Source organism: Sphingobium sp. SG1, from assembly GCF_057063145.1.
The window spans coordinates 1-13,922 of the sequence record NZ_JBVVOJ010000004.1 but is presented as its reverse complement, the minus strand read 5'-3'; the positions used below and the strand labels follow the sequence as shown (position 1 = coordinate 13,922).

Sequence of the window (13,922 nt, the reverse complement as noted above, 5' to 3'; positions counted from 1 at the left end):
TAAACCAATCCGCTCGCCATGGGTAGCCACCCACGGCGAACGGACCGATTTTGGAAACCAAATAACAAGGCGGGCACATAAGCGCCCGCCCTGCTGTTACCAGCGGTAGTGCGAGAAGGCGCGGTTCGCTTCCGCCATGCGGTGCGTATCTTCGCGCTTCTTGACGGCATTGCCGCGGTTGTTGGCAGCGTCCAGCAGTTCACCCGACAGACGGGCAGCCATGGTGGTTTCGCTGCGGTTGCGCGAAGCCGTGATCAGCCAGCGGATCGCCAGCGCCTGGGCGCGCTCGGGGCGCACTTCGACGGGGACCTGGTAGGTCGCACCGCCGACGCGGCGGCTGCGGACTTCGATGCCGGGCTTCACATTGTTCAGCGCGTCATGGAACATGCCGATCGGGTCCTTCTTGGACTTCGCTTCGACAGTGTCGAGCGCACCGTAAACGATGGACTCGGCGACGGCCTTCTTGCCGTCCTGCATGATGCTGTTCATGAACTTCGACAGCACGATATCACCGAACTTGGGATCCGGCAGGATAACGCGCTTTTCGGGGCGACGACGACGTGACATATTACTGTTCTCCCCTTACTTCGGACGCTTGGCGCCGTACTTCGAACGGCTCTGCTTGCGATCCTTGACGCCCTGGGTATCCAGAACGCCGCGAAGAACGTGATAGCGCACGCCCGGAAGATCTCGCACACGGCCGCCACGGATCAGCACGACGCTGTGTTCCTGGAGGTTGTGGCCTTCACCCGGGATGTAGGTGATGACTTCGCGCTGGTTGACCAGACGCACCTTCGCCACCTTACGGAGAGCCGAGTTCGGCTTCTTCGGGGTCGTCGTGTAGACACGGGTGCAAACGCCACGCTTCTGCGGGTTCGCATCCATCGCAGGGACCTTGGACTTGGTCTTCTGCAGTTCGCGGCCCTTGCGGACCAGCTGGTTGATTGTTGGCATGAAGCCCTTCACCTTTTCAGTTACTTTACCGGACGCCACCTGCGTTCCTGACCGGCCGGAATCACGAAAATTCCGAACGGCAAAGGCCCCCGACGGACAAGATCCGCCCGGAGCCGCAGGGACAGCCGATAATGTTCAGCTCTAGTGCTTGCCCCGGAAAGCGACGGGAAAACGAGTCTTCCAGACGCATAGCGCGGGGCAGCGGCCCTATAGCGACGGGGGACGGAAGGGTCAAGCACGGCGCCCGAAGGCGCGCGGAGATGCGCGCGCGACATAGTGAATGACTTTTTAGTATTTTGCTAACATGCTGCAGATTATGGGATCTTTCCCCGCAGCCCCCATATCCAGATGGACCAGTCGTGATTGCACTTTCCCGCATTAGCGGCGAATTCCACAGCCCGGAACGGGAGGCCGCCTTCCAGGCCGATCGACTGCCCGAATCGCGGCGCCATGCCCATCTGCTCTTCGCCTTGTCGGCGCTGCTCAACACCCTCTTCCTGCTGAGCGACTGGCGCTTTGCCGGCACGGCCCATTTCTGGGTCGCGGTGCCCGCCCGCCTGGTCGTGGTCTTCTGGTCGCTCGTCAGCCTGGGCCTGTGCCGCTACATGCACAGCTTCAAGGCGGTCGAACGCATCTGTTTCGCCTGGCAATGCGTCACCGCCATCGGCGTCGCCTTCCTCGTCTCCTCACGCAGCGACATCGCCATCTTCGTCCTGGTGATGCTGCCGCTCGTCTTCTACCTGGTGGTGCCGACCAGCTTCCGCGGCAATGTCGGCGGCGGCCTGGGCTGCGGCGTCGCCCTGCTGATCGGCTATCTGGCCCCCGCCCCTCTATCACCGACCATGCCCGGCATGATCATGGCGGTGCTGATGCTTCATTGCGGCATGTGGATCGCGATCGCCCGCACCAACCGGCTGCAGCGGCTGGAATGGACCGCCAGCCAGGACGCGCAGGCCGCCCGCGTCGCCCTCGCCGCCAATGGCGAAGCGCTCGAACGGCTGTTCATGACCGTGCCGCTGCCGCTGATCGTCATCCGCGACGACGGCACCGTCCTGCGCATGAACGATTCCGCCGCACGTAACCTGGGCACCGCGGACGATGTCGCCCGACTGGCGCTGATCGTCGACCATGCCCCGCCGCTGCGCCTGCTCGATCGGCTGACGCGGGGCGACAGCATCGACAATGACGAATGCTGCCTCGCCAATGACGAAGGCATCATCCGCGATGTCCTGCTGGGCGCCCGCCCGATCCTGCTCGCCGGCGAACAATGCATCCTTGCCAGCATCGTCGACATCACCGACCGCAAGCAGGCCGAACGCCATCTTGCCCATCTGGCGATGACCGACGCCCTGACCGGCCTCGCCAACCGATCCCATTTCATGGCCAGCCTGATGCAGGCGGCCCAGTCGACCGAACGATCCGGCGGCCAGATGGCGGTCGTGCTGATCGACGTCGACGAATTCAAGCGGATCAACGACAGCGCCGGCCATGATGCCGGCGACGCCCTGCTATGCGCCGTGGCGGAACGGCTGCGCGACTCGGTACGCCCCGCCGACATGATCGCCCGCATGGGCGGCGACGAGTTCGCCGTCATCCTCACCCGCCTGCGCGGCCTGGCCGATCTCGACACCATCCTCAGCCGCATGATCGCGCGCCTGCACATGCCGCTGCGCCATGGCGGGCGGGACATTGATTGCCGCGTCAGCATGGGCGTCGCCCTCTATCCCGATCATGCCGGCGACATGATCGACCTGATGAAGCATGCCGACATCGCGCTGTATGAGGCGAAGAATAGCGGACGCGGACGTGCCTGCCTGTTCGAACCCGGCCTGCTGGAAAGCTGGCAGACCGAGGCGCGGATGCTGGAACGGGCCCGCGACGCGCTCGCCCATGCCCAGCCCGTGCCCTGGTATCAGCCCAAGGTCGACCTGCAGGATGGCCGCGTCATCGGTTTCGAGGCGCTGCTGCGCTGCGTCCGTCCGGACGGCACGCTGATGATGCCCGACCAGATAGTGGCCGCCTTCGAACATCCCGAACTGAGCCGCAAGATCACCGAGCGGATGATCGATCAGGTGCTGGCCGATTGCCGGGGCTGGATCAGCGCCGGCATCGATTTCGGCCATGTCGCGGTCAATGTCCCCGGCGTCGAACTGCATGACCGCGCCTTCCCCGACCGGTTGCTCGCCCGCCTCGCCCATGCCGATGTCGAACCGCGCCGGATCGAACTGGAAGTCACCGAATCCGTCTTCCTCGGCCGCAATGTCGATGTGGTGGAACGCAATCTTCAGCGCCTCAGCCAGGCGGGCATGGCCATCGCCCTCGACGATTTCGGCACCGGCTACGCCTCGCTGTCCCACCTCAAGCAGTTTCCGATCGACGTCATCAAGATCGACAAGGGCTTTGTCCGCGACCTGGAAACCGACCCGGATGATGCCGCCATCGTGCGCACCGTGCTCAATCTCGCCTACAGCCTGGGCGTGAAGACCGTCGCCGAAGGCGTCGAAACGATTGAACAACTGGAATATTTGCGATCAGGTGGTTGCCATTATGGCCAGGGCTATTATTGGAGCGCTGCCGTTCCGGCATCGCAATTACCCAGCTTTCTTGAGCCCTCCCGCTTCGCCCGCCGAAGCTGAAGCGGATCGCGAAAAATATTTTCAAAGCCAGGGAACCAAATGGGACGAAGATCATTTCGTCCCGGTTTAGCTTCGACTCGTCACGAGTCCGCGGCTGTGGATTCGCGCGTCCGATCTTCTTTTGCTACCGGCCCGACTCACCGAAATAAATAGTTACGGGGTCGCAATTGTCGCAGCGCAAGAAGAAGGGGGTCGCCACCCTCTGGGCCAGGCTCAGTGCCTTGTGCCCGGAGCGGGAAATCTTCCTGCGCTCGGGCGGCCAGGTAAAGTTCATCCGCATTTCCAAGCGCGCCCAGCTCATGGCCCTCGGCATCCTGTCGACCGGCCTGGTCGGCTGGGGCGCGGTCACCATATCGATGCTCGCCAGCAGCGCCGCCGTCGCCCATGACCGGGCGATGCTGGACGCCAAGGGTGCGGCCGTCGCCAGCAAGGCACGCAAGGTCGACGGCTATCGCAAGTCTGTGAACGACCTCGCCCATGACCTGGAAGCGCGCCAGGATTTCATCGACGATCTCTACAAGACCCATTTCGGCGAACCCGGTGATGCCGCGGCCAATGCCCCGGTCGGCAAGGCGGACGCCGCCACGGACAAGGCCGGCCAGGGCAAGCTCGACGCCAAGATCAGCATGGCGCCCGAAGCCGCGCCGCTGATGCAGGTCGACGCCCGCCAGCGCCGCTTTGCCGCCCTGCTGACCGGTGCGGTGGAAGCCCGCGCGCAGAAGGCGGCCGCCGCGATCCGCAGCTTCGGCCTCAATCCCGACGCGCTCGCCCGCAACGCGGCCCGCGCCCAGGGTGGCCCGTTCGTGCCCTGGCATGGGGACGAAGATGCGATGCCGGCCGAGCTGGAAAAGCTCGCCACCGCCCTGTCGCGCATGGAATTTCTGGAAACCAGCCTGCTGCGCATTCCATCGGGCCAGCCGACCGGCACGCCGATGCTCAGCAGCTCCTATGGCTATCGCCGTGACCCGTTCAACGGCCACGCCGCCTTCCATGCCGGACTCGACTTTCCCGGCCGCTATGGCCAGCCGATTCTGGCCGCTGCCCCCGGCAAGGTCAGCTATGTCGGCCAGCGCAGCGGATACGGCAATGTCGTGGAAGTCACCCATGGCAATGGCATCATGACCCGCTACGCCCACCTGTCCGGCTTCAATGCCCGTGTCGGCCAGCAGGTCGCGCGCGGCGACCAGATCGCCCGCATGGGCTCCACCGGCCGCTCGACCGGCACGCATCTTCATTTCGAGGTGCGCGTCAACGGCGATCCCATCAATCCCCGCCGTTTCCTCGAGGCCCGCAAAGATGTTCTCCAAGTCCAGCAAATCGCCACGGCCCGTCTCGCCGATGTCGGCAACCGGGGCTAAGCACACCCCCTTCTCGCTGATCGGCAGCGACGTGACGATTACCGGCAATCTCGCCGCGACCGTCGACCTGCATGTCGATGGCGTGATCGACGGCGACATTCGCTGCGCCGCGCTGGTCCAGGGCCCCGACAGCCGCATCATCGGCCATGTCACCGCGCAGAGCGCCCGCCTTGCGGGCCTGGTCGACGGATCGATCAGCGCCGAGGAACTGGTGGTCGAAAGCACCGCCCGCATCACCGGCGACGTGACCTACGAGCGGATCACGATCGAAGCCGGCAGCCGGGTCGAAGGCCGCTTCGCCCACAAGGATAATGGCCCGGTCGCGGCCGCCGACCTCAAGCTCATCACCAGCGACAGCGCAGCCTGAGCGCTCAGTTGACCGGCGCGCGCCGCCGGTAGCTCAGCGCCTCGGCCACATGCACCCGGCCGACTTGCTCGGCGCCGGCCAGGTCGGCGATCGTCCGCGCCACCCGCAACACCCGCGTATAGCCGCGCGCCGACAGCTTCATCGCGGCAGCGGCCTGTGCCAGCAATTGCCGCCCGGCCTCGTCCGGCCCGGCCACATCCTCCAGCCGCTCGCCATCAACCTCCGCATTGGTCCGCACCTTGCTGCCGGCATAGCGCCGAGTCTGCAGCGTGCGGGCCGCCGCGACGCGCGCCGCCACCTCCGCCGATCCCTCGGCCGGCGGCGGCAGCACCAGATCGGCCGCCGTCACCGCCTGCACCTCGACATGCAGGTCGATGCGATCGAGCAGCGGCCCGGACACCTTGGCCTGATAATCGCTGGCGCAGCGCGGCGCGCGCGAACAGGCCAGCGCCGGGTCGGACAGATGGCCACAGCGACAGGGGTTCATCGCCGCGATCAACTGCACCCGCGCCGGGAAGGTGACATGGGCGTTGGCCCGCGCCACGCTGACCTCGCCGCTCTCCAGCGGCTGGCGCAGCGAATCCAGCACCACCCGCTGAAACTCCGGCAGCTCATCCAGGAACAGCACGCCCAGATGGGCCATGCTGACCTCGCCAGGCCGCGCCTTGAGGCCACCACCGACCAGAGCCGCCATCGATGCGCTATGATGCGGATTGCGGAACGGCCGGGCGCGGCTGATCCGTCCGCCCTCCAGCGTGCCGGCGACGCTCGCGACCATCGACGTTTCCAGCGCCTCAGTCGGCGTCAGCTCGGGCAATATTCCGGGCAGGCAGCTCGCCATCAGCGACTTGCCCGCCCCCGGCGGCCCGACCATCAGCAGGTTATGGCCGCCGGCCGCCGCGATCTCCAGCGCGCGCTTGGCGCTTTCCTGCCCCTTCACCTGGCGCAGGTCGGCCGTGCGCATCGGCGGCTCGACCGCGCCGGGCTGGGGCGGCGACAGCGCGGCCGCGCCCTTGAAATGATTGAGCAGGCTGAGGAGATCGGGTGTCGCCACGACCTCCACCTGCCCCGCCCAGGCGGCCTCGCTCCCCTGTGCGGCCGGACAGACCAGACCCAGATCCTGTTCGCCGGCATGCAGCGCCGCCAGCAACACGCCGGGCGACGGCGCGGTACGGCCGTCCAGCCCCAGTTCGCCGACGACGATATAGCCCGCCAGCGTCTCGGCATCGATCACCCCCATCGCGCCCAGCAGCGCGATCGCGATCGGCAGGTCGAAATGCGATCCTTCCTTGGGCAGGTCGGCCGGGGAGAGATTGACGGTGATCCGCTTGGGCGGCAGCGACAGGCCGATCGCGGCGATCGCATTGCGCACCCGCTCGCGGCTTTCGGCCACCGCCTTGTCGGGCAGGCCGACGACGATGAAGGCGGGCAATCCCGAAACAAGCTGGCACTGCACTTCGACCGTGCGCGCTTCCAGGCCCAGATAGGCCACCGTCGAAACCGTCGCTACCAAAGGCCCCGCCCCTTTCCCCCGAGAAGGCGGCCGATCGCTTGCTCCTGCTATTCCTGCGCGTCCGGCCGTCCCTTGAATCCCTGCGCCACGACATACCATTCCACGCTGCCCTTGCGGCTCGCCGGCGGCTTGGCATGCTTGATCGTGGTGAAATGCTTCTTGAGCACCGCCAGCAGTTCGGCATCGGTGCCGCCGGCAAAGACCTTGGCGACGAAGGTGCCGCCCTTGCGCAGATTCTGCACCGCGAAATCCGCCGCTGCCTCGACCAGCCCCATGGTGCGCAGATGGTCGGTCTGGGCATGGCCGACGGTATTGGCGGCCATGTCGGAAATCACCAGGTCCGGCTCCTGCCCCAGCGCCTCGCGCAGCAGGTCGGGCGCCTTGTCGTCCATGAAATCCATTTCGAACAGGGTGACACCCGGAATCGGATCGACCGGCAACAGATCGATGCCGACCACCGCCGCCTTGGGCGCCATCTTGCGGATCACCTGTGCCCAGCCGCCCGGTGCCACGCCCAGGTCGACGACCGCGCGCGATCCCTTCACGAAATGGAATTTCTCGTCCAGCTCGATCAGCTTGAAGGCGGCGCGGCTGCGCCAGCCTTCCTGCTTGGCCTTGTGGACATAGGGATCATTGAGGTGCCGCTCCAGCCAGCGCACCGACTGCGCGGTGCGCCCCTTGGCGGATTTCACCCGCACCTTGCCTGCGCCAGAACCCCTCACGTCGTTGCTCCATGGCGGTCCATCAGGCCGCGCAATATGCCCTCGCGAATGCCGCGGTCGGCGACGCCCAGTCGCTCGGCCGGCCAGATGTCGAGGATCGATTCCAAAATGGCACAGCCCGCGACCACCAGATCGGCGCGCTCCGTGCCGATGCAGGGCAATCGTTGCCGATCCGCCAGCGCCATGGTCGACAGCCGTTCGGAAATCGCGCGCATCGAACTGCTCGGCACGATCAACCCATCGATCGCCTGCCTGTCATAGCGCGGCAGGTCAAGGTGCAGGCTGGCCAAAGTCGTCACCGTGCCCGACGTGCCCAGCAGCCTGATGCCGGCTTCGCCCTGCGGCAGGCGACGGGCGAGCGGCGCGAACGCCTCGGCCACGCGCGCGCGCATCCGGCCATAGGCGGCCAGCCGCTCGGTCGGATTGGCATGGTCGAACAATTCACTCTCGGTCAGCGACACCACGCCCCAGGGCGCGCTCACCCAATCGACGATGCGCGGCGCGCCGTCGCAATGGGAATCAACCAGCACCAGTTCGGTCGATCCACCGCCAATGTCGAAGATCAGCGCCGGGCCATTGCCCTCTTCCAGCAGCGCATGGCACCCCAGCACCGCCAGCCGCGCCTCTTCCTGTGCGCTGATGATGTCGAGCGCGATCCCGGTCTCGCGATAGACGCGCTGGATGAATTCGGCGCCATTGCTCGCCCGCCGACAGGCCTCGGTCGCAACCGACCGCGCCAGCGTCACATGGCGGCGGCGCAGCTTGTCGGCACAGACCGACAGCGCGGCGATGGCCCGGTCGATCGCCGCATCGCTGATCCGACCGGTAGCCGCCAGCCCCTCGCCCAGACGCACGATCCGGGAAAAGGCATCGACCACGATGAACCCGTCCGCTGACGGCTTGGCGATCAGCAGACGACAATTATTGGTACCCAGATCGATTGCCGCATAGGATCGGCGGTCACGCGCCGTGTAGGGATAAAGGCCCCGTTGCTTCGACGGGGGCGTAATGGCCGCAGCCTTGCTCCCATTACCCGAACCGGAACGGGCGGACTTGCCCGAAACGCGGCCAACCGGGCCGGAACTCTGCGGCGATGGGCGGCTATGCTGCACCAAGGCCGTATCTCACTTCATCAATCGCCGACCGCGCAAATCCGATCGGAACTTGCCTTCATGCTTAAGCGGAACCGCCCGCTTCCGCAAGTGGGCGGGAAACAAGCCGAAAATCCCCGGCATTTCTTCAACCCATTACATTTGCATAAATTACATAATCGATACCGTTAACATAGAAAACGGCATGACCGCCGGATCAATCAATCAAGGCTGGATATTCATAACGCAAAGATAACATTGTGTCTTTTTGGATACATGACAGAAACTTTCATTTTTGGGCAATTGTCTTGCGCCTGATAGCTGCATAGCCTCGCCAACGGTCTTTCGGGAGTTAACATCATGCGCATTCGTAAGAATGGCGCGGGCCTGTTGGCACGCGCCGGTCGTTCTGCCCTTTTGGCATCGGCCGCTCTGTCCGCTCTGAGCATCGCACCGGCGGCTCATGCCGTCGTGCCGAACGACAATAATACGCCGGCCGACATCGTCGATGGCACCGATGTGAACGGCGTCGGCATCATGTATCGCGCCGACGGCTATGTCTGCACCGGCACGCTGATCAATCCGCGCACCGTCATTTTCGCCGCCCACTGCGTCAATGACTATGACCCCAGCACCTACAGCACAGTGAATGACGGCATTCCCGTCGCCTTCGCCTTCCAGAGCAACGCCCGTCCCGGCCTCGTCAACTGGATCAGCAACGGCTATCGCACCAACACCGCGCTCAGCGTCTATAACGTCAACAATATCGCCTATAATCCGGACTCGCTCGATCCGCCGGCGCTCAGCTTCCTCTATGGCGACACGGCGATGGCCACGCTCGACACGCCGGCCAGCGACGTGCCGACCTGGGCGATGCTCTTTTCCGCCCTGCCCGCGCCGGAAAGCATCAGCGACACGACCGGCACCGGCTATCATGTGACGATCACCGGCTATGGCCGCAGCGGCAGCGGCACCACCGGCAACAGCTATGGCATCGATTATCGCCGCAAGGTGGCCGAGAATTTCCTCGGCATGCTCGGCTCGCTCGACGATATCGACATCTTCCTGTTCGGCGAAGGCGGTGGCTACACCCAGAATCTCTACCAGACCGACTTCGACGATCCGACCCGGACCAACGAATTCGACTTCAATGTCTTCAAGGACGATGCGCTTCCCAATGAAGGCAATACCGCTGGCGGCGATTCCGGCGGCCCGCTGATCCTCGACCAGACCTTCGACCAGAAGGTGGTGCTGGGCGTCCTGTCGGGCGGCAGCCGCTACTTCCTGGAACAGCCGCAAAGCTCTTATGGCGGCTCCGCCTTCTATCAACCGCTCTACCTCTTCTGGGACTGGATCGCGCAGAATAATCCCTATCGCTACGCCACTGCCAAGGCCGGCGACGGCAAATGGAGCGACGCCAGCCACTGGGTGACGGCGCTCGATCCCAATTACATGATCATCGACAGCAACGGATCGTTGGTGAACGGCGTGCCGACCACGCCCGGCGCCGGCGCCTTTGGCGAGGATGATGCGCAGAAGTTCGGCCAGGTCTGCTACCAGCCCAATGATGGCTCGGACGACGCCTGTTACGATGTCGGCACCGACACGCTGCTGATCAATGGCGAGCCGGTCGAGGCGACCGACGCGACCACCACCAGCGGCAGCAAGACTGTCGCCGACAACAAGGGCAAGGTCGAGATCGCCGAACGCAGCCCGTCCGATGGTGCCGCCAGCCTGGCGGACGAGGCCATCGTGGAGGCCCAGGCGGAGGGCGATGCCGTCCTGCCCGCCGCGACCCTGGCCAATGGCCTGCCCGGCGCCACCAATTTCGTGCCGAACAATATCGACCCGGTCGCCGCGCAGGGCGTCGTCGGTCGCTATTATGACGTCACGCTCAGCGCCGCCGGCAAGACCACGCTCGACATCGACGCCACCGTCGATCGCTTCACCATCTCGGGCACCGGCTCGACGCTCGACGTGACCAGCGCCGGGTCGCTCACCAGCCTGATGGACATCAATCATCTCGCCGGCGTGGTGAATGTCGATGGCGCGGTCGAAACACCGGGCGACTATCTGCTGCTCTCGGGCCTGCTCTCGGGCAAGGGCACGCTGCGCACCCCCTATTTCACCAACATCATGGGCGTGGTTGCCCCTGGCGGCATCGGCACGGTCGGCACGCTCACGGTCGAGGGTAATACCATCCTCTCCTCGGGCAGCACACTGCATGTCGACCTTGGCAGCAGCGGTTCCGATCTGCTCGCGGTCAAGGCCACCGATGATGTCGAAGGCGTCGCGGCGGTCGATGGCAAGGTCGTCTTCGGCGCGGCGACCGGCGCCAAGCTGCGCTATGGCAGCCGCTACACCTTCCTGACTGCGGAAGGCGGCGTCGAAGGCACGTTCGACACACCGACCAACATCAGCGCCATCCTGAAGCCCGTGCTGACCTATGGCGCCAACAGTGTCAGCGTCACGATCGATGCCGGCACCTATGCCGGCGTCGTCAATGGCGGCTCGCAGGTGCAGACCAGCTTCGCCCGCCTGCTCGATCAGAACCGCGCCCTCTACGGCAATTATGCCACCCTTTATGGTGAGGCCGACCTGCTGAGCATCGCCGCGATCCAGGCGTCGCTCGAAGCCATGGCGCCGCGCACCGAAGCGCTCCGCACCTCCATGTCCGAGGTGCTGAACGACAATATGGCCCGCTTCTATCGCGACCGCCTGGCACGCGTCAGCGGCGGCAGCATGGGCGGCACGCTGACCATGACCGGTCAGCCGCTCCAGTTCGCCGCGCTCAGCATGAACAATCTCAACCTGGGCATGGATCAGGGCGGCGGCAACGAAACCGTCACCCAGGAAAATGCCTTGCCCGATGACGTCAGCGCCTTCATCGCCGGCGGCTATATCGACGGCAAGAGCGATCCGATGCGGGGCGCCATCACCACCGGCCGCGACAAGTTCGACGGCTGGTATGGTGCGGCCGGCATCGAAAAGATGATCGGCGACGATGCCGTGATCGGCCTGGCCGCCTCCTATAGCGAACTGAAGGGCAATACCGGCATCGGCGACACCGCCCGTGCCCGCCTGTACCAGGCCACCGTCTATGGCAATTGGGATCTGGGCGGCGTCGTTCTGGATGGCGTCGGCAGCGCCGGCACCCTCACCAGCAAGACCAAGCGCGCCTTTGCGGTGGGCACCACCCCCTACACACTGCGCGGCAGCGACCAGCAACTGGCCCTGTCGGGTGAGATCGGCATCGGCGCGCCGCTGGGTGGCGACGCCTTCACCATCACGCCGCGCGCCTCGCTGCGCGGCGCCTATATCAGCGGCGGCAACCTCGCTGAATATGGCGGCGACACCGCGCTGGTGATCCATCGCCATGCGATCCAGAGCGCGCAGGGGCGCCTGGGGGCCACGGCGAAGATCGATGTCGGCGGGTTCAAGCCCTATCTGACCGCCAATTATGTCCATGAGTTCCGCGACCAGCCGGCCTATTTCCTGGCCAATTTCGTCGGCGGCACCGGATCGCTCGCGCCCTTCGCGCTGGGCGGGTCGGACAAGAATTGGGGCGAAGTGGGCGGCGGCCTGACCCTCAGCACCGGCAATGTCGACATCAGCCTGTCGGCCGACACCACCGCCTGGCGCGGCAACCTCAGCTATCAGAGCTATCGCGCCGCGCTCAAATTCCGCTTCTGACAGCAACTCCCCGGCAACAGAAGCATTGGGCCGTCCCGCATGGGGCGGCCCTTTTTTTTTTGCGGGCAGCCCCCTCGGGCCAATTACCGATTGCCTCTGCGCCTCTCCGCTCGGACAAATGCAGCATGAAAGACCATGGCCCGCCCCTGTCCCGCCGGCACATGCTGTCGCTGACGGCGGGCGCCATCCCGGCCCTGTCCTGCGCGCCCGGCCTGGCCGTCGCGCCGCCTTCCGGACTCGACGCCATCGCCCGCAGCCGGGGCCTGCGCTTTGGCACCGCCGTATCGCCCACCCATCTGGACGATTCTGCCTTTGCCCAGTTGATCGTCCGGGAATGTTCGGTGCTGACCGCCGAGAATAATTTCAAATGGAAATATCTCGAAGCCAAGGAGGGTCAGCGCAACCCGGCGAAGGCGCTACGCGTCCTGCGCTTCGCCAGCCGCCATCGCATGTCGCCGCGGGGCCATACATTCGTCTGGAACCAGGATGATCGGGTGCCCGGCTGGCTGATCGCCAATGAGGCAGCGCTGGCGCAGAAGGGGGGCGCGCCGCTCATCGCCCTGATGAACGACCATGCCCGCTATCTTGCGACCACCTTCCCCCAGATCGAATCATGGGACTGCGTGAACGAGGCGTTCGTCGTCCAGAGCGGACAATTGAAGAACTCGATCTACACCCGCATCCTCGGCATGGGCTTCTTCGACCTCGCCTTTCAACTGATGGCGCAATATGCCCCCCATGCGCAGCGCGTCTATAATGGCAATATGAGCTGGGAGCAGAATCCCGATCATCGCGACGCCGTGCTGCGCGTGCTGGAACAGGCGCTCAAGCGCGGCGTGCCGGTCGATGCTATCGGCATCCAGAGCCATCTGGGCAACACGCTCGGCCGCGGCCGCGACGAACGGGCCTGGAATCGCTTCCTTGCCGAACTGGACGCCATGGGCATGACGGTGCTGATCACCGAACTGGATTGCGCCGACCGCCATCTGAGCGACCAGGAGCCGGCCAGACGCGATGCCGAAATCGCCGCCTTTGTGAAGGGCTATCTCGACATCACGCTCAGCCATCGCAATGTTTCCCAGATCATCTGCTGGGGCCTCAGCGATCGCTATTCCAATCTCAATCGCGACAGCTATCCGACCAAGAGCCGCCGCCCGGATGGCCTGCCCATGCGCGGCAACCCCTTTGACGATGCGCTGCGGCCCAAACCCTTTTATGATGCCATCGCCACCGCCCTCGCCGCCTGTCCGGTGCGATGATCGGGCGGACCGCTGGACAGGATCGGCGACCCTATTAGGGTAGGGCGATCGACAGACAGGGGCCAGGCCGATGCATCCGGTGGAATTGTTCGAACTGCTGGTGGCCATGCTGCTGGCGATCATCGCGCTTCATTATGCCGCGCATCGGCTGGGCCTGCCGCCGGCGGTCGCCTTGCTGACCGGCGGCACCTTGCTCGCCTTCGTGCCCGGTCTGCCGGTCATCTCGCTCGACCCCGAACTGGTGCTGGTCATCTGGACACCTCGAAGAACCGTCGGATTATGTCCAACTGGGCGCAGGAGGAGGCGGCAGCGGGCGGGTAGTGCCGATT

The 13,922-nt window shown here is 65.1% G+C and carries 10 protein-coding genes and 1 pseudogene; 6 read left to right on the top strand and 5 right to left on the bottom strand.

All coding sequences use genetic code 11. The annotated features are described in order from the left end of the window. Positions 1–96 precede the first annotated feature (96 nt). Positions 97–567, bottom strand: a complete 471-nt coding sequence (gene rpsG, locus AC0KVN_RS10710) for a 30S ribosomal protein S7 (protein ID WP_004208727.1) — start codon at positions 565–567, stop codon at positions 97–99. A 15-nt stretch (positions 568–582) separates the two neighbouring features. Next, complete coding sequence (gene rpsL, locus AC0KVN_RS10705; RefSeq protein ID WP_004208728.1) at positions 583–954, bottom strand: 30S ribosomal protein S12; 372 nt, start codon at positions 952–954, stop codon at positions 583–585. Between the two features lie 359 nt (positions 955–1,313). On the opposite strand from rpsL, the gene AC0KVN_RS10700 reads away from it, so the two are divergent. From AC0KVN_RS10700 to AC0KVN_RS10690, 3 genes are all read left to right on the top strand, one after another. Continuing rightward, positions 1,314–3,590 (top strand): putative bifunctional diguanylate cyclase/phosphodiesterase, encoded by a 2,277-nt coding sequence (locus AC0KVN_RS10700; RefSeq protein WP_435566939.1) that lies wholly within the window; start codon positions 1,314–1,316, stop codon positions 3,588–3,590. Between the two features lie 167 nt (positions 3,591–3,757). Then, a complete protein-coding gene (locus AC0KVN_RS10695) occupies positions 3,758–4,948 on the top strand; it encodes a M23 family metallopeptidase (protein WP_010337289.1) in 1,191 nt (396 codons plus the stop codon). Beyond that, positions 4,929–5,315 (top strand): bactofilin family protein, encoded by a 387-nt coding sequence (locus AC0KVN_RS10690; RefSeq protein WP_010337288.1) that lies wholly within the window; start codon positions 4,929–4,931, stop codon positions 5,313–5,315. The genes AC0KVN_RS10695 and AC0KVN_RS10690 overlap by 20 nt, the downstream gene beginning before the upstream one ends. 4 nt (positions 5,316–5,319) lie before the next feature. Here the strand turns inward: AC0KVN_RS10690 and AC0KVN_RS10685 are convergent, their stop codons facing one another. From AC0KVN_RS10685 to AC0KVN_RS10675, 3 genes are read right to left on the bottom strand one after another with little or no spacing between them, the layout of a single operon-like run. Further along, the gene (locus AC0KVN_RS10685; RefSeq protein ID WP_435566937.1) at positions 5,320–6,828 is read right to left on the bottom strand and encodes a YifB family Mg chelatase-like AAA ATPase; all 1,509 of its coding nucleotides are present in this window, start codon (positions 6,826–6,828) and stop codon (positions 5,320–5,322) included. Between the two features lie 47 nt (positions 6,829–6,875). After that, positions 6,876–7,550 carry an RlmE family RNA methyltransferase gene (locus AC0KVN_RS10680; RefSeq protein ID WP_004208734.1) on the bottom strand — a complete coding sequence of 225 codons (675 nt, stop codon included), beginning with the start codon at positions 7,548–7,550 and terminating at the stop codon, positions 6,876–6,878. Further along, the gene (locus tag AC0KVN_RS10675) at positions 7,547–8,665 is read right to left on the bottom strand and encodes a Ppx/GppA phosphatase family protein (RefSeq protein WP_037490575.1); all 1,119 of its coding nucleotides are present in this window, start codon (positions 8,663–8,665) and stop codon (positions 7,547–7,549) included. Before AC0KVN_RS10675 ends, AC0KVN_RS10680 begins: the two co-directional genes overlap by 4 nt. A gap of 336 nt (positions 8,666–9,001) precedes the next feature. Here AC0KVN_RS10675 and AC0KVN_RS10670 point away from each other — a divergent pair, with 336 nt between their 5' ends. The 3 genes and pseudogenes from AC0KVN_RS10670 to AC0KVN_RS10660 all read left to right on the top strand — a co-directional run. Next, positions 9,002–12,334 (top strand): autotransporter domain-containing protein, encoded by a 3,333-nt coding sequence (locus AC0KVN_RS10670; RefSeq protein ID WP_435566936.1) that lies wholly within the window; start codon positions 9,002–9,004, stop codon positions 12,332–12,334. A gap of 125 nt (positions 12,335–12,459) precedes the next feature. Continuing rightward, positions 12,460–13,593: an endo-1,4-beta-xylanase gene (locus AC0KVN_RS10665; protein WP_435566935.1), complete on the top strand. Its 1,134-nt coding sequence runs from the start codon at positions 12,460–12,462 to the stop codon at positions 13,591–13,593. 70 nt (positions 13,594–13,663) lie between these two features. Continuing rightward, positions 13,664–13,922, top strand: a pseudogene (locus AC0KVN_RS10660) (hypothetical protein); the annotation flags it as partial.

Excerpts from the sequence above, each read along its gene's own strand:
- rpsG (WP_004208727.1), bottom strand. The coding sequence starts at position 567 with ATGTCACGTCGTCGTCGCCCCGAAAAGCGCGTTATCCTGCCGGATCCC.
- rpsL (WP_004208728.1), bottom strand. The coding sequence starts at position 954 with ATGCCAACAATCAACCAGCTGGTCCGCAAGGGCCGCGAACTGCAGAAG.
- AC0KVN_RS10690 (WP_010337288.1), top strand. The coding sequence starts at position 4,929 with ATGTCGGCAACCGGGGCTAAGCACACCCCCTTCTCGCTGATCGGCAGC.
- AC0KVN_RS10670 (WP_435566936.1), top strand. The coding sequence starts at position 9,002 with ATGCGCATTCGTAAGAATGGCGCGGGCCTGTTGGCACGCGCCGGTCGT.
- AC0KVN_RS10665 (WP_435566935.1), top strand. The coding sequence starts at position 12,460 with ATGAAAGACCATGGCCCGCCCCTGTCCCGCCGGCACATGCTGTCGCTG.